This is a genomic window from Dokdonella sp. (assembly GCF_017744955.1).
GTDB lineage: Bacteria > Pseudomonadota > Gammaproteobacteria > Xanthomonadales > Rhodanobacteraceae > Dokdonella_A.
In genome coordinates this window covers 36604-60986 of record NZ_JAGIAG010000014.1, presented here as the reverse complement: position 1 = coordinate 60986, position 24383 = coordinate 36604, and the positions used below count along the sequence as shown (strand labels likewise).

The following is a 24383-nucleotide window of genomic DNA, read 5'->3' as shown; positions in this document are numbered from 1 at the left end:
GTCACCGAGGCCGGCCCGCTCTTGACCAGTGACAGGTTCGCGCTGGCCTCGACCTCGGTCTCGACCGTGCTCTGGTTGTTGCCCGGCGTCGGATCGGTCACGCCCGCCGGTGGCGCCACACTGGCGGTGTTGGTCAGCGAGGTCGCCTCGTTCGGCGCGGTCGCGGTGATCGTGAGCGTCGCGCTGCCGCCGGCCGGCAAGGTCGCGATGGTGCCGACGACGCTGGTGTCGAACGCGCCGCACACCGCACCGCCGGTTTCGTTGCTGCAGGTGACGTTGGCATTGGTCAGGCCCGCCGGCAGCGGATCGCTGACGGCGGTGCCGTTCGCGTCGCTGGGGCCGGCGTTGCGGACCACGATCGTATAGGTGAGCGTGCCGGCGGCCGTCACGGTGGCCGGGCCGCTCTTCGTCACCGAGACGTCCGCGCTGCCGCTCAACGTGGTCGTCGCGGTGCTGCTGTTATTGCTGGTGTCCGGATCGCTGGTCGGACTCGACACGGTCGCCGTGTTGGCGATCGTGCCGGTCTGGCCGGACGGGATCGCGTAGGTCACGTTCACCGTCACGCTCGCACCGGCGGCGAGATCGCCGAGCGCGCACGGGAAACCCGCTGCGCACGGCGCGTCGGCCGCGACGAAGCTCAGGCCGGCCGGCGTCGGGTCGGCCAGGCTGACCGCGGTCGCGGTGCTTGGGCCGGCGTTGCTCACCACCAGCGTGTAGGTCGCGTTCGTGCCGGCGATTGCCGTGGCCGGGCCACTCTTCGCAACCGACAGATTCGCCGAGGCCGTCACCGGCACGTCGTCCGTGTCGTCGCTGCATCGGCCGGCGGCCGGACAGCCGGGATCGCCACCGCCGCTCGCCGTCGCCGTGTTGCGGCCGTTGGTCGCGCTCGCGCCGACCGCCACGTCGAGCGTCAGCGTCGTGCTCGCGCCCACCGCCAGCACGCCGCTGTAGGTGCAGCTCAGCGTCGTCGTCCCGGTGCAGCTCCAGTTCGTTCCCGTCGCGCCGGTCAGGGTGACTCCCGTCGCCAGCGTATCGTCGATGGTGATCGCGCCGGCCGTCGGGCCGGCGCCGTTGTTGGTGACCGTAATCGTGTAGCTGGCCGGCTCGCCGACCGTGAACGGATTGGGCGTCGCCGACTTCGTCACCGTCAGCTGCGGCTGCAGCACCGTCGTCGTCGCGGTGCCGGTGTTGTTGCCCGGATCCGGATCGGTGGTGCCGGCCGGCGGCTGCGCCGAGGCGCTGTTGGTGACGCTGTTGCCGCTGGTCGGCGCGTTGCCGGTGATGGTGATCGTCACGCTGCCGCCGGCCGGCAAGGTCGCGATCGTGCCGCTGACCGAATTGCCCGCCACGGTCGGCGCCGCGCACACCGCGCCGCCCGTCACCGGCCCGCAGAGCGCCGCCACGTTGGTGATCGCGGCCGGCAGCGTGTCGCTGTAGGTGGTTCCGTCCGCAGCGCTCGGGCCGTGATTGGTGATGACGACCGCGTAGCTGAGCGCGCCGTCGTAGCCGACGCTGGCCGGACCGGTCTTGGTCACGCTCACGTCGGCGCTCGCGATCGGCGTCAGCGACGCGCTCGCGCTGTTGTTGGCCGGGTTCGGATCGGTCTGGTCCAGCGCGTCGAGCTGCGCCGTGTTAGTCACCGCGGCGTCGGTATCCACGCTCGCCACGATCGTCAGCGTCGCCACCGCGCCGCCGCCGCTGGCCGCCAGCGTGCCGATCGTCCATACGCCCGTCGTGTCGACATAGGTGCCCTGGCTCGGCGTCGCCGAGACGAACGTGAGGCCGGCCGGCAGCGCGTCCAGGATGCGCACGCCGGTCGCGACCTTCGGGCCCTGGTTGGTCACCGTCACGGTGAAGGTCACGTCCTGGCTGCGCGTCGGGTTGGCCTGGTCGACCGTCTTCAGCACCTGGATGTCGGCCGCCTGGCCGTTCACCGTCGCGCCGCCGCTGTCGTTGGCCGTGTTCGGGTCGTGCTGGTCGGACGCGGCGATCGAGGCCGTGTTGGTCAGATCGCCGACCGCGTCGACACTGGCCACCATCGTCAGCGTCGCGCTCGCGCCGTTGGCCAGCGCGCCCAGCGTCCACACGCCGGTGCCGCTGTCGTAGGTGCCCGCCGAGGGCGTCGCCGAGACGAAGCCGAGACCGAGCGGCAACAGGTCGTCGACGACCACGCCGGTGGCGTCGTTCGGGCCGGCGTTGTGCACGGTCACCGTGAAGGTGACCTGCGCGCCGAGATTCGGCGTCGCCGTGTTGACCGTCTTGTTGACCTGCAGGTCCGCGCTCGGCTGCGCGTTCAGCAGTGCGGAGCCGGCATTGTTGCTGGCGTTCGGATCGAACTGGTCGCCGGCCGACTTGGTCGCCGTGTTGGTGATGGAGCCGGTCTGGATCACCGTCGCGGTGATCGCCAGCGTCGCGTTCGCGCCGTTGGCCAGCGCACCGACCGTCCACAGGCCGCTGGTGCTGTCGTAGCTGCCCTGGCTGGGCGTCGCTGAGACGAAGGTGAGGCCGGCCGGCAGCGCGTCGGTGATCGCCACGCCGGTGGCGTTGTTCGGGCCGTTGTTCGTCGCCGTCACGGTGAACGTCACCGTCTCGCCGACGTTCGGCGCGGCGTTGTCGACGGTCTTCGTCACCGCGACGTCGGCCGCGGCGTTGACCGGTACCACGACCGAGCCGTTGCAGCGCGGCGCCGCCGGACAGCCGGTGTCGCCGCCGCCGGTCACCGTCACGGTGTTGTTGCCGTTCGCCGCATTGGGGCCGACGCCGACGTCGAGCGTCACGCTGGCGCTGGCGCCGGCCGCCAGGGTGGCGGTGTAGATGCACGTCACCGCCGTGGTTCCGGCGCAGTTCCAGTTCGCGCCGCTGAAACCGGTCATCGCGATCCCGGCCGGCAACGGGTCGGAGATCGTGATGTTGCCGGCGGTCGGACCGGCGCCGCTGTTGGTGACGGTGATCGTGTAGCTGGCCGGTTGGCCGACCGTGAACGGGTTCGGCGTCGCCGTCTTCGTCACCGTCAGTTGCGGCTGCAGCAGCGTGGTCGTCGTCGTGCCGGTGTTGTTGCTCGGATCCGGATCGGTGGTGCCCGCCGGCGGCTGCGCCGAGGCGCTGTTGCTCACGCTGGTGCCGCTGGTCGGTGCGTTGCCGGTGATCGTGAAGGTCACGCTGCCTCCGGCCGGCAAGGTCGTGATCGTGCTCGTCACCGCGTTGCCGGCCACGTTCACCGTACCGCAGGCGGCGCCGCCGGTCGGCGAGCCGCAGCTGGCGGCGACGTTGCTGATGCCGCCCGGAACGTTGTCGCTGAAGGTCGAACCATTCGCGTTGCTCGGCCCGGCATTGCTGACGACGACGCTGTAGCTGAGGGCGCCGCCGTAGCCGGCGCTGGGCGTGCCGGTCTTCACCGCGGAAAGGTTGGCGGAGGGGGCCGCGGTATCGGTGTCGGTGGCCTGGTTGTTGGCGGGGTTCGAATCGACGTTGCCCGCGGGCGCCGTCACCGTGGCGGTGTTGGACAGGTCGCCGCTCGCCGCTGCGCTGACCGTGCCGGAGACCGTGAACGTCACGCTGGCGCCGGACGGAATCGAAACCGAGGCGTTGATGTTGCCGCTGCCGGAGGCCGGACAGGTCGCGCCACCCGCGCCGACGCAGGTCCAGGTGCCCGAGAAGACCGCCGGGAAGGTATCGGCCACCGTGGCGCCGACCGCGTTGCCGGGGCCGGCGTTGGCCACGACGATGGTGTAGGTCAGCGCGGCGCCGGGCGTGTAGGTGGTGCGGCCGTCGGTCTTGCTGATCGACAAGTCGACGCTCGGCGTGACCGGCGTGGTCGTCTGCGCGCATTGCGCATTGCTGGCATTGGGGCAGGTCGGCAGCGGGTCGGGATCGCCTCCGCCGGCGACGCCGACGACGTTCGTCACGGAGCCGTTGACCGTCGCGGCAATCGCCACGTTGATACGGATGGTCGCCGAGCCACCGACCGCGATCGGCGCGCTCGGCGTGAACGTGCACGACAGTGTCCCGCCCGCAGGCAGGGAGCCGCAGTTGACCGTTCCGTTGGGGCTCGACACGGCGGTCGCGGTGACGCCGACCGGCAGATTGTCCGCCAGGGTGATCGCGCCGACAGTGGAACCAGTGCCGTTGTTCTGCACCGTGATCTGGTAGTAGCCGTCTCCCGCCGCGCCGGTCTGCCCGGCCGAGAGGGTACCGACGACCGACTTGCCGGCGACCAGTTGCGGGATCGCCACCGACAGCACTTCGTCGCCGACCAGATTGGTGAGGTTGTTGGTGCCGGAGATGCTCGCGTTCGTGTTGTGGTAGACCCCCGCCGTTCCCGACGTGACGTCGACGGTGATCTGGCAGGAATTCTGTCCTCCGGCGCTGGCCGCGCCGTTGACGCGTCCTCCGGCGAGCTGGATCGTGCCGCTGCCGGCGACCGCGGTGACGGTCATGCCGGACGGGAACGTCGTGCCCAGGGCACCGCCGGCGGGACAGTTGGTGCGGATGTTGGGCACCGGCGCGACCACGACGCCGGCCGGCAGTGTGTCGAGGAAAGTCATGCTCGCCACGGCGTTGACGGTCTTGTTGCTGAGGTCGAAGCTCAGCGTGGCAGTGCCGTTGAGCGCGATCGTGTCGGGGCTGAACGCCTTGGTCAGGTCGACCGCGCCCATCGCGAACGTGACGCGGTATTCGACCGTGTACGAGGACAGGCCGGCCGGCACGTTCCACTGCGCCGCCATGCCGTTGTCGGTATTGGCATTCGTATCGACGGTGTTGTCGAGATTGCCTGTGCCGGTGACGCAGGGATTGCTCGCCGTCGTCGTGCCGTTGCAGATCAGAGTACTCGGAGACGAGTAGCGACCCGTGAAGTAGCGATCCCAAATCGGCGTGCCCGACGACGGTTCGTACCAGAGCGCCTCGAACTGGCTGTTCTTGATGACGCCGACGACGTCGGGAATGCCGGTGGTGTTGCCGGCGCCGGTGCGCGTGAAACCGGGTCCGTTGTCGCCGCCCTGCAGGTACGTGTCGACGTTCTGGTAGAACTTGATCGCGGCGCCGGTGGTGGGCATCCCGGTGAGCGAGACGCGCCGCGTGAACCAGCCTTGCGGCCGCACGTAGCTGTCGGTCAGCGTGACGGTGATGCCGCTGTCGTCCGCCACCGACGGACGCAGCACGGTGGTCACCACCCACGGCGAGGCCGCCGTGCCGAGGCCGCTGATGGCGCTCTGGGAAACCTGCGTGAAGGTCGAGAAAGGCGCGCCCGTTGCGTTGTTGGAGTTGTTGTAGACGCGTGTCGTCGCGTTCGTCCCGCGGTCGACGCGCAGATAGACGCTGTTGAACAAGGTGCCGTTCGTCGGCTGGCCCGTCGTCGAGTAGACCTGTCCGCTGCCGCCCAGATTGACCTGGAACTGGCTGTTGCTGCCCCAGTACATGCGCAAGCCGTCCGCCCCGGTGGCGAGCACGCCGCCGGTCGGATTCACGTCGCGCTGCGACGTGGCTCCCGACCCGTACGCCAGCGGCGCGCCGGCGAGCAGCGCCAACACCATGCAGGCTTTGCCGGCCAAGCCGCGGCGTGCGGCCGCAGCCGCACGAGATACAGCAGCCCGACCTTCCTTCCCAGAACGATGACTCATGACTTCCCCCTGACGACGAATCGCGTTCAACCACAGGAGGTGCTGGCCGTCGTCAGCGGGTCACAGCCCGTTGATTCGATCGACCGCCCCTGATTACACATTGTGCGAAATACCTCACATTCTAAAAGTGAAAACTTGTGACGCAAAGCAAAGAATTGATCTGTTCCCTTCCGATTTCCCGATGAAGGGCCCGCACCGCCTCCCTTCGCTCGTTTCCGCAGCGCGAGGGACGGCCTCCGGACGTGCCGCGAAGGCACGGGGGAGCCCGGGAAGCGGGCGCGCGATCCAGGCGACGCGCCGCGCGCGCGAGGCTGCGCCACGGGGATGGCGTGCTTCGTCACGGCGGCGGGAAAGGAAGGTGCTCGAACGCCCCGGCGCGGATGCCGGTTCGAGCGGAAAGGCGGGGCCGCCGATGCGGAACGCCGGCGGTGCGGTGCGGTGCGCCGGGCCGAATCGACCGGCCGCGTCGCTGCGCGCGACTTACGCGGCGCGCGGCTGCCGGGTTAGCAGAGCCAGCACGGCGGAAATCTTGTCGCGCAGTTCGCGGCGGTCGACGATCAGGTCGACCGCGCCGTGTTCGAGCAGGAACTCGGAACGCTGGAAGCCCTCGGGCAGGGTCTCGCGCACGGTCTGCTCGATCACGCGCGGGCCGGCGAAGCCGATCAGCGCCTTGGGTTCGGCGATGTTGAGATCGCCGAGCATGCCGAGGCTGGCGGAGACGCCGCCGGTGGTCGGATGCGTCAGGACGCTGACGAACGGCACGCCGGCGTCGCGCAGGCGCGCGAGCGCGGCCGAGGTCTTGGCCATCTGCATCAGCGAGAACAGGCCTTCCTGCATGCGCATGCCGCCGCTGGCCGAAAAGCAGACCAGCGGCATGCGTTCGGCCAGGGCGAGTTCGGCCGCGCGCGTGAATTTCTCGCCGCCGACCGAGCCCATCGAGCCGCCGATGAAGGAGAACTCGAACGCCGCCGCGACCGCCGGCTGGCCCTTCAAGGCGCCGCGCATCGCGATCAGCGCGTCCTTCTCGCCGGTCTGCTTCTGCGCGGCAACCAGGCGGTCCTTGTACTTCTTAGTGTCGCGGAACTTGAGCGGATCGATCGGCTCGAGATTGGCGAACAGTTCCTGCGCGGTGCCGGCGTCGAAGAACGCGGACAGGCGCGCGCGTGCGCGGATCGCATGGTGATGACCGCACTTCGGGCAGACCATCAGCGCGGCTTCCAGCTCGGGCTTGTACAGCACCGCGCCGCAGCCCTCGCATTTTTCCCAAAGGCCTTCCGGCACCTTGCCCTTGCCTGCGCCGGCGGCGCGGGTGCGCGGCCCGACGAGTCTCTGCAACCAGTTCATGTGCTTTTCCGTATCTCTTCGGTCAGCGGATCGGCAGACCGGAATCGAAATCAAAAGAGTGGACCACCGAGGACACGAAGATCACGCAGAAAGAACGAACCATGGCCTTTCATCTCGACGCTTCTCTTCGTGCCCTTCGTGTTTCAGGCTTCTCCGCTTCCCCGCGCATCCAGCGCTGCCCGGATCGGCGCCAGGAAGTCGCGTGCCCGGGCACGGGCGTCGTCCGCGTCCGTCGCCGCGGCAAGCCGCTCGACCAGCGCGCTGCCGATCACCACCGCATCGGCGAATTCGCCGATCGCCGCGGCCGAAGCCGCGTCGCGCACGCCGAAGCCGACCGCAACGGGCGTCCGCGCGCGCTGCTTGATCGCGCCGACGCGCGTACGTACGTCGTCCTGACTGAGCCGGTCGGCTCCGGTGATGCCCGCGAAGGAGACATAGTATAGAAAACCCTGCGCCGCCTCGCAGACGCGGCCGAGGCGCGCGTCGGTCGTGGTCGGCGCGGCCAGGAAGATCTGCCGCAGGCCCGCTTCGCGCAGCGGCGCGGCGGTGTCGATCTCCTCGATCGGGCAGTCGACCAGCAGCACGCCGTCGACGCCGGCCTCGACCGCCTCGCGCGCGAAACACGCGGCGCCGTGGATCTCGACCGGGTTGAGATAGCCCATCAGCACGATCGGCGTCGCCGCGTCGCGCGTGCGGAATTCGCGCACCCATTCGAGGATCTTCGCCAGGCCGACGCCTCTGGCCAGCGCGCGTTCGCTCGCGTGCTGGATCACCGGACCGTCGGCCATCGGATCGGAAAACGGAACGCCGAGCTCGATCAGGTCGGCGCCGGCCTCGACCAGCGCATGCATCAGCGCGACGGTCGCCGGCGGCAGCGGATCGCCGGCGGTGACGAACGGGATCAGGCCGGTGCGGCCTGCGGCCTTCAGTTCGGCGAAACGCCGGTCGATGCGGTTCACGTCTTCAGTTGCGGATGCGGAAGTCACAGCGCGATGCCCTCCCTCGCCGCGATCGTGTGCACGTCCTTGTCGCCGCGGCCGGACAGGTTGCACAGCACCAGCGCGTCCTCGGGCAGTTCGCGCGCGAGCTTCATCGCCTGCGCGACGGCGTGGCTGGATTCGAGCGCGGCGAGGATGCCTTCCGTGCGCGCGAGCTGATGGAACGCGGCGAGCGCCTCCTCGTCGGTCACGCCGACGTAGGTGGCGCGGCCGCTGTCCTTCAGGAACGCGTGCTCGGGGCCGACACCGGGATAGTCGAGTCCGGCCGACACCGAATGCGTCTCGGTGATCTGGCCGTCGTCGTCGCACAGCACGTAGGTGCGGTTGCCGTGCAGCACGCCGGGGCGGCCGGCGGCGAGCGAGGCGGCGTGGTGTCCCGTCTCGATGCCCTCGCCCGCCGCTTCGGCGCCGACGATGCGCACGTCGCGATCGTTGAGGAACGCGTGGAACAAGCCGATCGCGTTCGAGCCGCCGCCGACGCAGGCGGTGATCACGTCCGGCAGGCGGCCGTATTGCCCGAGCATCTGCGCGCGCGCCTCGCGGCCGACCACGCTGTTGAAGTCGCGCACCATCTGCGGATACGGATGCGGGCCGGCGACGGTGCCGATGATGTAGAACGTGTCGGCGACGTTGGTGACCCAGTCGCGCATCGCCTCGTTGAGCGCGTCCTTCAGCGTCTTCGAACCGGAAGTGACCGGGACGACTTCGGCGCCGAGCAGCTTCATGCGGTAGACGTTGATCTTCTGCCGCTCGATGTCGGTGGCGCCCATGTAGACGACGCAGTCGAGGCCGAAGCGCGCGCAGACGGTCGCGGTGGCGACGCCGTGCTGGCCGGCGCCGGTCTCGGCGATGACGCGACGCTTGCCCATCGAGCGCGCGACCAGCGCCTGCCCGATCGTGTTGTTGATCTTGTGCGCGCCGGTGTGATTGAGGTCCTCGCGCTTGAGCAGGATCTGCGCGCCGCCGATCTGTCTGGACAGCCGCTCGGCGTGATAGATCGGCGACGGCCGTCCGACGTAGTGCGTGAGGTCACGCTCGAACTCGGCGACGAAGGCCGGATCGGCGCGCAGCGTCTCGTAGGCGGCGGTCAATTCGGCCAGCGGCGCGATCAGCGTCTCGGCCACGTAGGAACCGCCGTAGTCGCCGAAGCGACCGCGGGCGTCGGGGTAGTGCAGATAATCGATCGCCGCGACGGGCGCGGCAGCAACGGATGGGGACGACATGGGATTCTCCGGAACGGGTCGACTGGCGAGCGTGCGGCAGGGCACGACTCGCGAACGCTTCGACGGCGCAGGCCGCTTGCCGCGCGCGTACGCCGATGCGCGTGCCGCTATCGCACCGCGGCTGCAGGCACGCGGCGCCAACGGCGCAGCGAGCGGCCGAACGGCGGCGACGGGAACGGGCGGATCGAAGGGCTCATCGGAGTCGGCATAGCGTACTCAATTCCGCGCGGGTTCGCCCTGCCGCGCCCATTCGCCGACTCGGCATCGGCAAGGGCTCGCACGACGGCTGGCGCCATTCATGCATCTGCCTTCGCGGAGGTGTTCGCGGATCCGACGGGATCGGCCCGATCGCGCGTCATTCGACGATGCCGTGAAGACTCGTCTCGGCGGGCCGTCCGCTGGTCGGGTTTTTCGCACATTTGGCTTTGTTTACATCGTGATGGCTTGACGCTAACGAGCCTGGGCAAGGATGCTTGAGGCCTGGCATCCAGCCTTGCGTCGTAGCTTCACGCAATCTTCACTTGGAAGTCACAAAAGAGGCCGTGTCCGTGCGACCCAATTGGCTGGAACAGGAATTTCAGCTGCGCATTCGCCTCAGCGGATTGCTGCTGGTCTTGGCGTACGCCGTCGTGTTCTGGGGAGTGCGCCAGATCTCCGTCGACCAGTGGGTGTTGTCGGCAGGTGTGCGCGTCGGCGCGCTTCTGCTGTTCGCACCGCGCTACTGGCCTTATCTGATCGCCGGCGAATACGCGGCGTTCGCGTACATGCGCTATCCGCTGATCGAGCGCTTCGGTCTGCCCTGGGTAGTGGTTTCCTCGGCCGTGCTGATGCCGATGGCTGCGCTCATCGTGCATCAGCATCGGCGCCTGCTCGCTTCCGGCAATCCCTACGGGCTTCTCTCGGTCGCGGCGCTGTCCGCCGTCTGCATCACGATACTCAACCTGGGTCTGGCCTGGCTGCTGATGCCGACGCGGCACACGGTGGTGTCGTGGGACGGTGCCATCACGTTCGTGATCGGCGACTACCTCGGCATCCTGATCTTCGCGCCGCTGGTGATGTTCTGGAGGCATCGCAACCTGTCCATCCAGTTCTCCACGCGCTGGCGCCTGGACGTGGTCGCGGCGCTCACCATCCTGGTCGTGCTCGGCGTCTACGCGATGCTGCTGCCGGAAACGGAAGTGGCGGCGAAGAACAGCCTGCGCATCCTGATGATCCTGCCGGCGATCGCGTTGACGTGCCTGCACGGCTGGCAGGGCGGGGCCGTCGGCGTCGCCGCGCTGAATCTGGTCTTCGGATTCACGATGGAGCGCACCGGCGTACCCGGATCGAACGATCCGAACGCCTTCCTCGCGCAGGAAATCCTCGCGATGACGGGGACCGCGCTGCTGCTGCTCGGATCGACGGTCTCCCACTTCTACTACAAGTTCATCCATCGCGACCAGATCGAGCGGCACACGCTGACGCTGGCGCGCGCGAACCTGCTCGCCACCGAGCGCGAACTGCGCGAAGGCGCGGCGCAGATCAAGCTGCTCGGCGAGGACATGGACAACGCGCTGCAGCAGGCGGTGAAATGGCTGCGCGAGCGCGGACACAACACCGCCGCGATGGACATGCTGCGGTCCAGCGTGACCCAATCGCAGCTGTTCCGCGAACAGCTGAGCCTGATCTATCCGTCGGGCATCGAGCACTACGGCCTGTACCTGGTCCTGCAGTCCAGCGGCATCACCGGCGTGTGGGACCAGTCCGATCGCATGGCCCCGCCGCACCTGACCGGAAATCCGTGCCGGCTCAGCCTCGGCCTGCAGTTGGCCGCGTATCGCAGCATCTGCGATGCGGTCGCCATCCTCCTCAAGCACGAGACCGGAGCGATCCGCATTCGCGCGCGCTGCGGGCGCAGGAACGCCCAGCAAGGGATCGTGATCAACGTCTATCTGCTCGACCGGCTGCGTACGTTCTCGCCCGAAACGACCACGCGCGTCCTCGATTCGCTGACGGGGCGCACGCTGATCTACGGCGGCACGGTGCGGTGCCGCCGTAATCACATTCGCCTATTGTTCAACGAGCCGGAACGAGCGCCGGCGACGACTCAACGCGTTCCGTCCGGCGCCTCGATCGACCAGATGATGCCGCCGTTCGCCTCGTAGGCCGCCAGCACGACGTAGGCCTTGCGATAGACCTCCGTCCGCGTGGCGCCCGCCGGGATCGCGACGAGCTGATTGGGCAGGGAGACCACGTCCGTCTTGTTGCCCGCCGGCAGGCTCCAGAAGGTTTCGCCGATGTTGCCGATGATCACGCGGGCGTTGCCGTTGCGGTCGTTGACCTGCAGATACTGGATGCCGTCGCGCTCCAGCTCGTAGGCGCTCCACGCCGGGCTCTGGCTGACGTTCGCGGACGATAGCGTCGCCTGTCCGAGGCCGGTCGTCGCCTTGGCCGTGCCGTGCGGTTCGCTCAGGCAGCAAGGGGGACCGGCGAGAGCGGAACCCGCCGCCGAGAAGAGCATTCCTGCCACCAGTACGCGTGACGAATTACGAAGAAGCGTCGCCATAACTCACCTGTCTCGAAGAGTTTGAAGGTGCCAATCGCACCATCGAAGGACGCTAGCACATCTCGGACAAGTGGACGTTGCGACAAAAAACACTCGTTCCCGCGCGGCCGACGTTACCGCCGAGTGCCCCGCTTCAGCGGTCCGCCGCGCGCACGGCCGCGACGAATGCCTGCATCTTCGCCGCATCCTTGACGCCGGGTGCCGCTTCGATGCCGCTCGACACGTCCACCGCGTACGGCCGCAGCATGGCGATCGCCTCGCCGACGTTGCGCGCGTCGAGTCCGCCGGCGAGCACCACCGGCTGCGCGAGCCGCGGCGACTTCGACCAGTCGAACGCCGCACCGGTGCCGCCGACCGCGCCGCTGGCGTGGCTGTCGAGCAGGAAGCCGCGCGCGCCGACGTAGCGTCGTGCGTAGGCCGCCGCGTCGGCGACCGAGGCCATCGGCACGGCCTTCAGATACGGCCGGCCGAAGCGCGCGGCGAACTCCGGCGTTTCCTCGCCGTGGAACTGCAGCAGGTCCGGCTGCACGATCGACACGACCTGCTCGATCCAGTCGGCCTCGTCGTCCATGAACAGCGCGACGACGTCGACGAACGGCGGCAGCTCGCCGCGCAGCGCGCGCGCCTCCGCCGGCTCGACGAAGCGGCGGCTCCTGCGCGTGAACACGAAACCGAGGGCGTCGACGCCGAGCGCGACCGCCGCGCGCACGTCGTCCGCGCGCGTCAAGCCGCAGAACTTGATGCGCGTGCGGGTCACAGCGTCACCGCGGCCGGCAGGTTCCACTGCGCCGGATAGCGCGGAGCGAGGAAGGTCAATCCGCCTGCGGGCGCGGTCGGCCCGGCGAGGTTGCGGTCGCGGCCGCGCAGCAGTTCGCCCAGCCACTGCGGCGGGCGCTCGCCGCGGCCGATCGGCAGCAGCGAGCCGACGATGTTGCGCACCATGTGATGCAGGAACGCGTTCGCCTCGATCTCGATCGCGACTTCGTCGCCGTGGCGCGAGACGGCGATCTCGCGCACCTCGCGCATCGGCGAATTCGCCTGACACTGCGCAGTGCGGAACGCGCTGAAATCGTGCTCGCCGATCAGCGCCGCCGCGGCGCGCTGCATCGGCTCGACCTCGAGCGGCACGCGCTCCCAGGCGACGAAGCGCGCGGCCAGCGCGGCGCGGATCGGACGATTCAGGATCGTGTAGCGATAGCGTCGCGCGCGCGCGCCGAAGCGCGCATGGAACTCCGCGGCCACCGGCTGCGCCCAGATCACCGCGACGTCGCGCCCCAGCCGCGAATTGGTGCCGAGCATCCAGGCACGCTCGCTGCGCACGGCCTCGGTGTCGAAATGCACGACCTGGCATCGCGCGTGGACGCCGGCGTCGGTGCGCCCGGCGCAGGTGACCTCGACCGGATGATCGGCGACGAACGACAACGCCGCCTCGACATCGCCCTGCACGCTGCGCCCGTGCGACAGGCGCTGCCAGCCGGAGAAATCGGTGCCGTCGTATTCGATGCCTAGGGCGAGGCGCATGGGGCGGCGATTCGTGATTCGTGATTCGTGATTCGTGATTCGTGATTCGTGATTCGTGAGCGTACGAACTCAGCGCTTCGGCGCAAGCCGAAACGCTGAGCTTATGGGGAAGTGTCGCCGAGTGCCTGCCTCAGGCGAGCGAAAGCGTTCGTGCTTCTTGCCAATTCCGAATCACGAATCCCGAATCACGGCTTCTCAGCGCACTTCCGCCAGCAACCGATGCGCCTCGGCCTTCTGCGCGTCGCTGCCTTCGGCGATGACCTCGTCGAGCATCGAGCGCGCACCTTCCGGATCGCCCATGTCCATGTAGGCCTTGGCGAGGTCGAGCTTGGTGCCGACCGCGTCTTCGCCGGCGAAATAGTCGTCGTCGATGTGCGCGGCCGGCTCGGCGGACGCGACGGGCTTGGCGGGCTCGAAGTCGAGCGGCGGAAGGTCGAAACTGAAGCCGTCGTCGTGCTTCGCCGCCGGTGCCGGCGCGGCTTCGACCGCGTGCGGCTGGAACGTTTCCTCGTCCAGTCCGAAACCGAGCCGCGACTCCGCATGCGCGGGCTGCGTCAGCGGCTCGGCAATCGGCTCGAACTCGGTCGAGAAATCGTCGACGAGCGTGTTCGAATGCTCGAAGGTTTCCGCGTGCGAAGGAGCGGAAAAATCGACCCGCTCGGAATCCCCGATCGCGTCGGCCGCATTGCGGTAAGCAGTGGAGAACAGCGGATTGTGCGGCGCGATCTCCTGCCCCATCGCCATCGCTTCCTGCCACTCCGGCTGGGTCGGATCGCTGACGTAGCCGTGCATCTCGGCCGCGGCGGCCTCGAACTTGTCCGTCGCCCGCTCGGCGTAGTGGATGCTGAGCAGTTCCAGGCGCAGGCCGAGGTTGGAGGGGTCGTGTGCGATCTGCTCGCGCAGGCTGGTTTCCTCGGTGTCGTAGGCCGGATCGGTCGACGCTTCCGCGCCGGCCGCCGACAGCGGCGAGTCGCCGAATGCGCTGGCGATCGAGCCGCGTTCGGCCGCAGCCGCCGCCGGCTTGCGCTTGCGCATTCCGAACAAGGCGAGCAGGAGCAGCAGCGCGCCGCCGCCGAGCGCCGACGGCAGAACCCACGGCTCCTCGTACCATTGCGCGGACGCAACCGGTGCGGGTTTCGGCTTGGGCTTGGCGTCGGTCTTCGGCGCCGTGGCGGCGCTGGCCGGTTTCGGTGCGGTGGCGGGTGCCGTCGCGGGCGGCGTGGACGCGGTACTGGTCGCCGGCGAGCCCGGCGCGGACGAGGAGGACGTCGGCGTGGTCTGCGCGGCCGGCGTGGACGCCGGTGTCGAAGCGGTGGTGGCCGGCGGTTCCGGCAGCGGCACCGTGGTCGACACCGCACCCGCAGCCGTCGCCGCAGCGGGCTTGGCGGCTTCGCCGGCGGCGTTGTGCGCGTCGGCGGGTTTCGCTGCATCGGCGGGCTTCGCCGCGTCGCCGGCCGGCTTGCCCGCGTCGGACGCGGGCTTGGCGGCCGCAGCGTCGGCATTGCCCCAGATCTCGTCCTTGCTCGGCGGGCTCTTGTCGCCGTCGGATGCCGGCTTCGCGGCCGGCGCGCTCGCCACCGTCGGAGCGGCGACCGCAGCGGCCGCCGGCTTGGCGGCGCCGCCCTTGGCGGACGAGTCCTGCATTTCCTTCAGCTTGCGCTGCAGTTCGGCGATCTCCGAGTCCTTCAGGTTGATCAGGCGATCGTTCTTGCCCTTCAGGTCTTCCAGCTCGCGCACGCGCGATTTCAGCTCGCCGGTTTCCTGGTCGCGCGCGGTCAACGCTTCCTTCGCGCGCGACAATTCGGCCTTGATCTCGGTCAGCGCCGCACTGCCGCCGCCGGTACCGGGACGGTCCGCCATCGCGAGACTGTCCTTGCCGGCCTTCGGCGGCACCAGTTCCAGGCGCTCGGACGTCTTCGCCGCGGCAGTCGAACCCGCCGACGGCTTGGTCTTCTCGGCAGCGGCGACCGGTTCGGCGCGCTTGCTGCCGGCATCGGCGACCAGGGTTGGGCTGGCGCGGCCACCGCGCCAGTCTTCGATCTGCGCCTGCGCCTGCGCGGCGGCCTCGCCGGCCGAGCCGATTTCCTTCGCCTCGGCGGCGGACGGAATGCGCAGGATCGCGCCGCGCTTCAGCGCGTTGATGTTGTTCTTGTAGAACGCGTTCGGATTGTGCTTCAGCAGAGCCAGCATCATCTGGTTGTGCGTGACGCCGGCGACGCCTTCGGAACGCGCGATCGCCGACAGCGTGTCGCCCGGCTCGACCGGACCGTACTCGCCGGCAGCGGAAGCCTTCGGCTGCTTCGGCTCGGCCACCGGTGCCGGCTTCGGCGCGCGTGGCGCGGCCGCGGCGGCGCTGCGTTCGGGGCGCGGCTCGCGCTTGACCAGCGCGACGGAACCCGGCGCACCCGGAGCGGCGCCGGCCGTGGCCGTGCTGCGGGTCGTCGTCGCCGGCGCGGTGGCCGGCGGATCGAGCAGGATCGCGTACTCGCGCAGCAGCCGGCCTTTCGGCCAGTTGGCCTCGACCAGCACGTCGAGGAAGCTGTCGCGCACCGGCTCCTTGCTGGTGATCTTGATGAAGACCTCGCCGCGCGGGTTCTTCGTCACCGCGAATTCCAGCGGCACCGTGAGGCGCGAGCGATTCAGGCCCACGCGCTCGAAATCCTCGGCACCGGCCAGGTTGGCCAGCAGCCCTTCGGCCTCGCCGGCGGTGCCCTGAATCACCGGGATCTCGGCGTTCAGTGGCTCGTTCAATCTCGAATTGACGTGCACCGGGCCGAGGCCCAGCGCCAGCGCGTTCGTCGCGCCCAGCGCGAGCGTGATCGCAAGCGGAAGCTGCAACGATCGTTTCATCTGGCGTCCCCCCAAAATCTCATAGGCCTGCCCGTGACGGGCTATCTCGAAACGGGCTTATAACACAATCGTAACCTCCAAAGGCGATTGAGAAAGCTTCGCCCGCGACGATCCGCGAACCGGTCAACATTCCGCACCCGCCGCGCCGGCCGGATGACGAAATGATGACGGTCGCGGAGCGCCTCAGAGATACGACTCGATCAACCGTTCGGCGACCTGAACCGCGTTCAGGGCGGCCCCCTTGCGGATGTTGTCGGACACCACCCACAGGTCCAGGCCACGGGGGTGGGAGATGTCCTCGCGGATCCGCCCGACGAAGACCTCGTCGTTGCCGGCCGCGTGCGACACCGGCGTCGGATAGCCGCCCGGTTTGCGTTCGTCGACGACGACCACGCCGGGCGCCTTCTCCAGCAGCGCGCGCGCGGCTTCGGCGGTCAGCTTCTCGCGCGTCTCGATGTGCACCGCTTCGGAGTGGCCGTAGAACACCGGCACGCGCACCGCGGTCGGGTTCACCTGGATCGACGCGTCCTCGAGGATCTTGCGCGTCTCCCACACCATCTTCATCTCTTCCTTGGTGTAGCCGTTCGGCTGGAAGTCGTCGATCTGCGGGATCAGGTTGAAGGCGATCTGCGCCTGGAACTTCTTCGGTTCGAATTCCTGGAAGTTGAGCAGGGCCGCGGTCTGGCGGCCGAGTTCCTCCGCGCCGGAGCGGCCGGCGCCGGACACCGACTGGTACGTCGCGACGTTGATGCGCTCGATGCCGACCGCGCGATGGATCGGTGCCAGCGCGACCAGCATCTGCATCGTCGAGCAGTTCGGATTGGCGATGATGCCGCGCGTCGCGTACTGCGCGATCGCGTGCGGATTGACTTCGGCGACGACCAGCGGAACGTCGTCCTGGTAGCGGAACTCGGAAGTGTTGTCGATCACCACCGCGCCGGCTTGCGCCGCGCGCGGCGCGTGCACCTTGGAGACGCTGCCGCCGGCCGAGAAGAACGCGATGTCGATGCCGTTGAAGTCGTGGTCGGCGAGGTTCCTCACCACGATCTCGCGATGGCCGAACGCGACCTTGCCGCCGGCCGAACGCTCGCTCGCCAGCGGCACCAGGTCCCCGATCGGAAAGTCGCGCTCCTTCAGGATCGCCAGCAGGGTTTCGCCGACCGCGCCGGTGGCGCCGACGATCGCCACGTTGTATTTCGTCTTCTGGTTCATCGTTCAGCCGAGAATGGAAAGAAGGAAAGGCGTTGCAGCATGGATCGGATCAACCTGCGCGCGCCAATGACGAATCGGCATTGATCGCGTTCGGCGGACGCCCGGCATCCGGCCCGTAGCCGAGCGCGGCGATCAGGTTGTCGACCGCCATGCCCGCCATCGCGCGCCGCGTCGCCAGGCTCGCGCTGGCGATGTGCGGCGTCAGCACGACGTTGTCGAGCGCGAGCATCGCGGGCGGCACGGCCGGTTCGCGCTCGAACACGTCGAGCCCGGCGCCGGCGATGCGCTTTTCCGAAAGCGCCGCGACCAGCGCCGCGTCGTCGACCACGCCGCCGCGCGCGATGTTGATCAGGAACGCATCGCGCTTCATGCGCGCGAGTTCGGCGGCGCCGACGATGTGCCGCGTCTCGGCCGTCATCGGCACCGTCAGCACGAGGAAGTCCGCTTCGCCGAGCAGCGTGTCGCGATCGACGTAGCGCGCCTTGCAGTCCTGCTCGATCGCGCCGTCCAGGCGTGACCGGTTGTGATAGATCACCGGCATGCGGAAACCGGCGGCGCGGCGCGCGATCGCCTGGCCGATCCGCCCCATGCCGAGGATGCCGAGCGTGCGGCCGTGCACGTCGCCGCCGAGCAGGATGTGGAAGGACATGCCCTTCCACTCGCCGGCGCGCAGATAGCGCTCGGCCTCGGTCACGCGCCGCGCCGTCGCCAGCATCAGCGCCCAGGCGAAGTCGGCGACGGTTTCGTCGAGCACGCCGGGCGTGTTGGTCGCGACGACGCCGGCCGCGCTCAACGCGGCGAGGTCGAGGTTGTTGTAGCCGACGCCGCGATTGGCGATCGCGCGCAGCAGCGGCGTGTGCGCGAGCACGCTCGCGTCGACCGGATCGGCGACGCCGAGGATCGCACCGGCCTTGTCGGCGAGTTTTTCCGCCATCTCCTGGCGCGTCCATTCGCGATCGTCGTCTTCGACCTCGACGTCGAAGTGCTCGCGCAGGCGATCGAGGATGTCGTCGAACAGCGGACGCGAAACCCAGATGCGCGGGCGGTGATCGGAGTGGGTCATGATGGAAATGCCTTTTGACGCGGATCGACGCGAATGAACGCGGATAAAACGGAAATCCAGAGAAGCCGACGCAGCTCTTTCACCAATTGCGCTCTATCCGTGTTCATTCGCGTCGATCCGCGTCCAGCTTCTTCTCTCTAGGACACCGCACCGGGAATCCGCGGCGCCACCGCCCCGACGTCACCACATTGCGCACGATGGCGCAGCGCCTGGTCCATCAGCACCAGCGCGACCATCGCCTCGGCGATCGGCGTGGCGCGGATGCCGACGCAGGGATCGTGGCGCCCCTTGGTGACGACTTCGGCCGGCTCGCCGGCGAGATTCACGCTGCGGCCCGGGATCAGGATGCTCGACGTCGGCTTCAACGCGATCGACGCGACGATTTCCTGGCCGCTGGAGATACCGCCGAGGATGCCGCCGGCGTGGTTGGACAGGAAACCTTGTGCGGTGATCTCGTCGCGGTGCTCGCTGCCCTTCTGCGCGATGCAGGCGAAGCCGTCGCCGATCTCGACGCCTTTCACCGCGTTGATCGACATCAGCGCGGCGGCGAGTTCGCCGTCGAGCTTGCCGTAGATCGGCTCGCCCCAGCCGGGCGGCACGCCGTCGGCGACGACGGTGACGCGCGCGCCGACCGAATCGCCGGACTTGCGCAGCGCGTTCACGTAGTTCTCCAGCTCCTCGATCATTCCCGCGTCGGGCCAGAAGAACGGATTGGCTTCGACCGCCTCCCAGTCGAACGCGCGCGGCACCAGTTCGCCGATCTGCGCCAGGTGGCCGCGCACGCGCACGCCGTGCTTCTGGGCCAGCCATTTCTTCGCCACCACGGCCGCGGCGACGCGCATCGTCGTCTCGCGCGCGGAAGAACGCCCGCCGCCGCGCGGATCGCGGATGCCGTACTTCTGCCAGTAGGTGTAGTCGGCGTGGCCCGGACGGAACGTCTCGACGATGTTGCCGTAGTCCTTCGAGCGCGCGTCGACATTGCGGATCAGCAAGGCGATCGGCGTGCCGGTGGTCTGTCCCTGGTAGACGCCGGAGAGGATCTCGACGTCGTCGGCTTCGTGCCGCTGCGAGGTGTAGCGGCTGCGCCCGGTCGCGCGACGATCGAGGTCGGCGCGGAAATCCTCGGCGGCGATCGCCAGTCCCGGCGGGCAGCCGTCGATCACGCAGCCGATCGCCGGCCCGTGGCTTTCGCCGAAGGTGGTGACGGTCAACAGTTTTCCGAAAGCGTTGCTGGACACGTCTCACCTCGGGTGTCCCCGAATCTCCACTGGACGGCGGGGACGATCCAGGAATCTCGGAGGGAAAATCGCCATGCCCGCTTTCGCGGGCACTCTGCACGAAGCGTCGATCAGGCCTTCCGGCGCTGCTGCGCCGCTGCGCGAATCGCCTCCGCGTGCTCGACCAGATCGCGCCGGTCGAGCAGGAACACGCCCATCTGGCCGACGTTGAACTCGATCCAGTTGAACGGCACCTGCGGCAGCCGCTCGACCAGGGCGCGTTCGCTCTCGCCGACCTCGACGATCAGCACGCCGTCCTCGTTCAGATGCTCCGGTGCGGCAGCGAGGATGCGCAGCGCGAAATCCAAGCCGTCGTCGCCGGCACGCAAGCCTAGTGCCGGTTCGTGGCCGTATTCGGGCGGCAGTGCGGCGTATTCCTGCTCGGTCACGTACGGCGGGTTGCTGACGATCAGGTCGTAGCGCTCGCCGCCGAGATTGGCGAACAGGTCCGAGCGGATCACGCGCACGCGATCGGCGACGTCCTGGAATTCGACGTTCTCGCGCGCGAGCGCGAGCGCGTCGTCGCTGATGTCGGCCAGATCGACCTGCCAGTCGGGATTGTGCGCGGCCATCGCGATGCCGATGCAGCCCGAGCCCGTGCACAGGTCCAGCGCGCGTTCGACCGGCCGCTCGTCCAGCCACGGCGCGAAGCCGGCCTGGATCAGCTCGGCGATCGGCGAACGCGGCACCAGCGCGCGCGTGTCGGACTTGAACTTGAGCCCGGCGAACCAGGCCTCGCCGGTCAGATAGGCGACCGGCTTGTGCTCGGCGATGCGGCGCTCGATCAGTTCGAGCACGGCGCGCTTCTCTTCGGCGATCAGCCGCGCCGCGCCGTAGGCCGGCGCGAGATCGTGCGGCAGGTGCAGCGCGTGCAGGACCAGGTGCGTCGCCTCGTCGAGCGCGTTGTCGTAGCTGTGGCCGAAGGTCAGCCCGGCCGCGCCGAAGCGGCTGGCGCCGTAGCGGATGAAGTCGACGATCGTCGCGAGTTCTTGGGTCACGGGCGTTGCTGCATTGCGGGAGGCCGCACAGTATACGTCGGGGCGCGACGGCGACGATCCGCGTCACTGCGTCGCTGCGGTTCGCGGGGCGCTGCGCCTATACTGGGCGAATGACCTCTTCCCGCATGCACGGTCGCGTTTCCGCGACCTGGTTGATCCTGATCGCCGCGGTCGCCGCCGGGCTCGGCCTCTGGCTCGGCCTGCGCCAGATGCAGCCGTCGTCGGCGCCGAAGCTCGAAGCCGGCGTGCTGTATCCGGCGCCGCGCGCGCTGCCGGAATTCCGCCTGACGCGCAGCGACGGACAACCGCTGACCCTGGCCGACTGGAAAGGCCATTGGACGGTGGCGTTCTTCGGCTTCACCAACTGCCCGGACGTCTGCCCGACCACGCTGGCCACCTTCAAGCAGGTGCACCAGCGGCTGGCCGACGCCGGCGTCGGCCAGCGCGTGCGCTTCGACTTCATCTCGGTCGATCCGGCGCGCGACACGCCGGAACAACTCGCCCGCTACGTCGGGTTCTTCAGCAAGGACTTCGTCGGCGCGACCGGTCCGGACGAGGCGCTGCTGCCGCTGACGCGCGCGCTCGGCATGGTCTACGCGCGCGGCGAACCGAAGGACGGCACCTATTCGGTCGACCACAGCGCGTCGGCCGTCATCGTCGACCCGGCCGGGCGCCAGGTCGGTCTGTTCCGGCCGCCGTTCGACGCGGCGAAGATGGCGGCGGACCTGCAGACGCTCGCGGCCGGCAACGGAAGCTGAGACGCCGATGAGCCTGGCCGTCCTGCTGCAGCACATCGCGCCGCAGAAATTCCTGTCCTGGGTCGTGCGCCGTGCGACGCGCTGGACCTTCGCGCCGTGGAAGAACTTCCTGATCGGGCGCATCGTGCGCAGCTATCGCGTCGATCTCGACGAAGCCGACAATCCCGACCCGGCCGCCTACCCCCACTTCAATGCCTTCTTCACGCGCGCGCTGAAACCCGGCGCGCGTCCGCTGGCGGCCGATCCGGGCACCATCCTCTGCCCCGCCGACGGCCGCGTCAGCCAGTCCGGCGCGATTTCCGGCGACCGCATCCTGCAGGCCAAGGGGCGCGACTACACCGTCGCCGAACTGCTCGGCGACGCCGGCGCGGCGACCGTCTACGCCGACGGCGCCTTCCTCACCGTCTACCTGTCACCGCGCGACTATCACCGCGTGCACATGCCGCTCGACGGCGAACTGGTCGAGACGGTGCACGTGCCCGGCCGGCTGTTCAGCGTCGCGGCGCTCGCGGTGGAAGGCATCGACCGCCTCTTCGCGCGCAACGAGCGCCTGGTCTGCCATTTCCGCAACGAGCGCGGCCCGTTCGTCGTCGTCCTGGTCGGCGCCATGCTGGTGTCCGGCATCGAGACGGTCTGGCGCGGCGTCGAGGTGCCGCCGTATGCGTCGGCGATCACCCGCCGCGACTACCGCGGCCGCGGCATCCGCCTCGCGCGCGGCGCCGAGATGGGCCGCTTCAACATGGGCTCGACGGCAATCGTGCTGCTCCCGGCGGCGCTCGGCCGCTTTTCCGCGGAGCTGCTGCCCGAGCAGGCGGTGCGCGTCGGCGAGGCGGTCGGCCGCCTGGACGCCAGTCAAATTATGACGTTCGGCGACAAAATGTGACGCACTGAACGCGCTTCTCCCTGCCGTCAACGTTAGAATCACGTAAATCCGGACTACTTCCGGCAGTCGATCCTAAGGACGGGACGCAGGGAGGATCGATGCATCTCATTACTCGTTTGATCGCGCTCACGCGCTCCATCCAGCTGCGCCGACAATATCGCGAAATCAACAAGGCGCTGGAGCAGTTGCCGCAGAACGTGCGCCGCCAGCTCGCCGCGATCACGCTGCGCGAATTTTCCAATGCGTCCAAGAGCGAATTCCCGCACCTGTACGCGACCCCGCCCGAGGACAAGTACCAGGCCTGGGGCAGCGGCACGGACATCGGGCTCGAACGCCTGCGCTCGGACAATCTGCAGGTGCGCCTGCGCGGCATCGCGTTGTGGCTGGCGGTCGCCTTCCACGAGACCAAGGATTCGCCGTTCGGCGAGCAGCAGGAGTTGCACCGCCAGCTGATGCGCTCGCTGCGCACGCTGAAGGAAACGATTCCCGCGGCCGAACTCAACCGCTGGATGCTCAACGAGGCCGAAGCGGCCTGATTCGCCGGCCTCCGCCCGCCGGCTGCGCCTAGCGCGCCGAGCAGCCGTCCAGCTTCAAGACCTGCCCTGGCTTGATCGTGTAGTGCGGCGCGCGCAACTTGTTCGCCGCCGCGATCTGCCTGCTCGCACAGCCCGTCCGGCCGGCAATCGCCGCCAGCGTGTCGCCCTTGCGTACGGTCACCGTCTTCGGCGCCTTCGACTTCGGCGCTTCCGCCGCGCGCGTCAGGGCGATCGGCGGCGGCGCCGGGACGACCGCCGAATGCAGCTCCGCCGCCAGCGTCGGCCAGCGTCCCTGCGCGCAGTCGCGCTCGTAGATCTTTTCGAGCTGCAGCGGCACCACCAGCCTGGCGCCGGCCGGCTCCTGGCGCTGCGGATCGAGCTGCGGATTGAGGTTGCGCAGGGTGCGGAACCAGCCGTCGTGCGCGTTGCCGTCCTGCCCCAGGCACACCGTCAGCTCGGCGATCGAGGCGGGCCGCTTCAAGGTGATGCTGCCCGGGTGCCCGGCGAGCTTCGGGAATTCGAGGTTGTAGCGCTCCGGATGCATGAACAGCCAAGCCGCCGCCAGCACCATCGGCACGTACTCGCGCGTTTCCTGCGAGACGCCGTAGTAGATCTGCGGATCCCAGAAGCTCAGCGCGCCGGCGCCGCGTCCGGCGCGGCGCTGCATCGCGCCTTCGCCGCCGTTGTAGGCGCCGATCACCAGTTCGAGGTTGTTGTTGAAGATCGCCAGCTGCTCGTTGACGTAGGCCGCGTTCGCGCGCGCCGACAGCTTCGGATCGAAGCGCTGGTCGAATCCGTCGACCGTGCTCAGGCCGAAGCGCAGCCCGGTCGCGTACATGAACTGCAGCGGCCCGGAAGCGCCCGAGCGCGACACCGCGTGCACCTTGCCGCCGGACTCCTTCGCCAGCATGCCGAACAGCAGCGCTTCCGGCAGGCCGGCCTTCTCGTACTCGGGCCACATCTGCGAGCGCATGTACTGATAGTTCTCGTACGCGGTCATCAGGTTCGGCCGGTACTGCGTCAGCCATTCCTCCAGCGCGGCCTTGACCGGGCCGTTCAGCGCGATGATGTCGCTGAGTTCGCGCCCCTTGAGCAGCGTGACCGTACGGCCGAGCTGCGGCAGCTGCGCGACGGCCGGCGAGCTCTCGCCCGGCTCGACGGTCGCTTCCTCGGGCGGAGCCGCCGCCTCGCCCTCCGCGGTCTGGTCGGAACCGCCGTCGATGCCCCGGCGCAGCAAGGCGTCGAAGCCGGCGACGAAGCGTTGCTGGTCGCAACCGGCCGCCGCGGCGCAGCTGGTCGCGGCGGCGCGCAGATCGTCCAGCGCCGCCTTCATCTCGGCTTGCGCCTTGACGGTGTCGCCGGCGCGCGCGAGGTCCAGGCCGTTCGTGTAGCGCTGGCTGTCGCGATCGAGCCGCGCGTACAGCGCGGCCGCCGCGGTGTCGTCGACTTTCGTCGCCACCGGCTTGCGCGTCGACGGCGCGCCTGCGCAGGCGGTGACCAGGACGGTGGCGGCGACGGCGGCGAAGCGAAGGGGCGAAGGCATCGTGCTCGGAATCC

Annotated in this window: 17 protein-coding genes; 4 read left to right on the top strand and 13 right to left on the bottom strand. The window is 69.0% G+C overall.

The features are described from left to right. From J7520_RS18215 to trpB, 4 genes are all read right to left on the bottom strand, one after another. Positions 1 to 5531 (bottom strand): hypothetical protein (locus J7520_RS18215; RefSeq protein ID WP_291191557.1); only part of this gene is annotated, 5531 nt, incomplete at its 3' end. 567 nt (positions 5532 to 6098) lie between these two features. Continuing rightward, entirely contained in the window at positions 6099 to 6962 is an 864-nt protein-coding gene (gene accD / locus J7520_RS18210; protein WP_291191554.1) for an acetyl-CoA carboxylase, carboxyltransferase subunit beta, read from the bottom strand. A 143-nt stretch (positions 6963 to 7105) separates the two neighbouring features. Further along, on the bottom strand, positions 7106 to 7921 hold the full coding sequence (gene trpA / locus J7520_RS18205) for a tryptophan synthase subunit alpha (RefSeq protein ID WP_291191551.1): 816 nt from the start codon (positions 7919 to 7921) through the stop codon (positions 7106 to 7108). A gap of 23 nt (positions 7922 to 7944) precedes the next feature. Beyond that, positions 7945 to 9183, bottom strand: coding sequence for a tryptophan synthase subunit beta (trpB, locus tag J7520_RS18200; protein WP_291191547.1), 1239 nt, complete (start codon positions 9181 to 9183; stop codon positions 7945 to 7947). 548 nt (positions 9184 to 9731) lie between these two features. On the opposite strand from trpB, the gene J7520_RS18195 reads away from it, so the two are divergent. Next, positions 9732 to 11327 carry an MASE1 domain-containing protein gene (locus tag J7520_RS18195; RefSeq protein WP_291191544.1) on the top strand — a complete coding sequence of 532 codons (1596 nt, stop codon included), beginning with the start codon at positions 9732 to 9734 and terminating at the stop codon, positions 11325 to 11327. On the opposite strand, the gene J7520_RS18190 is transcribed toward J7520_RS18195, so the two are convergent. From J7520_RS18190 to prmB, 8 genes are all read right to left on the bottom strand, one after another. Beyond that, the gene (locus J7520_RS18190; RefSeq protein WP_291191541.1) at positions 11270 to 11692 is read right to left on the bottom strand and encodes a hypothetical protein; all 423 of its coding nucleotides are present in this window, start codon (positions 11690 to 11692) and stop codon (positions 11270 to 11272) included. The two genes, J7520_RS18195 and J7520_RS18190, sit on opposite strands and share 58 nt — an antisense overlap. A gap of 169 nt (positions 11693 to 11861) precedes the next feature. Next, positions 11862 to 12485 (bottom strand): phosphoribosylanthranilate isomerase, encoded by a 624-nt coding sequence (locus tag J7520_RS18185; RefSeq protein WP_291191538.1) that lies wholly within the window; start codon positions 12483 to 12485, stop codon positions 11862 to 11864. After that, positions 12482 to 13249: a tRNA pseudouridine(38-40) synthase TruA gene (gene truA, locus J7520_RS18180; RefSeq protein WP_291191535.1), complete on the bottom strand. Its 768-nt coding sequence runs from the start codon at positions 13247 to 13249 to the stop codon at positions 12482 to 12484. The genes J7520_RS18185 and truA overlap by 4 nt, the downstream gene beginning before the upstream one ends. Before the next feature lie 195 nt (positions 13250 to 13444). Beyond that, the gene (locus tag J7520_RS18175) at positions 13445 to 16099 is read right to left on the bottom strand and encodes a FimV/HubP family polar landmark protein (RefSeq protein ID WP_291191532.1); all 2655 of its coding nucleotides are present in this window, start codon (positions 16097 to 16099) and stop codon (positions 13445 to 13447) included. Positions 16100 to 16282: 183 nt separating this feature from the next. Then, entirely contained in the window at positions 16283 to 17311 is a 1029-nt protein-coding gene (locus J7520_RS18170) for an aspartate-semialdehyde dehydrogenase (protein WP_291191529.1), read from the bottom strand. A gap of 49 nt (positions 17312 to 17360) precedes the next feature. Next, complete coding sequence (locus J7520_RS18165) at positions 17361 to 18374, bottom strand: D-glycerate dehydrogenase (protein WP_291191524.1); 1014 nt, start codon at positions 18372 to 18374, stop codon at positions 17361 to 17363. 137 nt (positions 18375 to 18511) lie between these two features. Further along, positions 18512 to 19612, bottom strand: coding sequence for a chorismate synthase (gene aroC, locus J7520_RS18160; RefSeq protein WP_291191520.1), 1101 nt, complete (start codon positions 19610 to 19612; stop codon positions 18512 to 18514). A 110-nt stretch (positions 19613 to 19722) separates the two neighbouring features. Continuing rightward, the gene (gene prmB, locus J7520_RS18155; protein ID WP_291191517.1) at positions 19723 to 20649 is read right to left on the bottom strand and encodes a 50S ribosomal protein L3 N(5)-glutamine methyltransferase; all 927 of its coding nucleotides are present in this window, start codon (positions 20647 to 20649) and stop codon (positions 19723 to 19725) included. Positions 20650 to 20774: 125 nt separating this feature from the next. Here prmB and J7520_RS18150 point away from each other — a divergent pair, with 125 nt between their 5' ends. From J7520_RS18150 to J7520_RS18140, 3 genes are all read left to right on the top strand, one after another. Beyond that, complete coding sequence (locus J7520_RS18150; protein WP_291191514.1) at positions 20775 to 21407, top strand: SCO family protein; 633 nt, start codon at positions 20775 to 20777, stop codon at positions 21405 to 21407. Between the two features lie 7 nt (positions 21408 to 21414). Next, entirely contained in the window at positions 21415 to 22290 is an 876-nt protein-coding gene (asd, locus tag J7520_RS18145) for an archaetidylserine decarboxylase (protein ID WP_291191511.1), read from the top strand. Between the two features lie 98 nt (positions 22291 to 22388). Beyond that, on the top strand, positions 22389 to 22826 hold the full coding sequence (locus J7520_RS18140; protein ID WP_291191508.1) for a hypothetical protein: 438 nt from the start codon (positions 22389 to 22391) through the stop codon (positions 22824 to 22826). A 28-nt stretch (positions 22827 to 22854) separates the two neighbouring features. Here the strand turns inward: J7520_RS18140 and J7520_RS18135 are convergent, their stop codons facing one another. Further along, positions 22855 to 24369, bottom strand: a complete 1515-nt coding sequence (locus J7520_RS18135) for a transglycosylase SLT domain-containing protein (protein WP_291191505.1) — start codon at positions 24367 to 24369, stop codon at positions 22855 to 22857. Positions 24370 to 24383 lie beyond the last annotated feature (14 nt).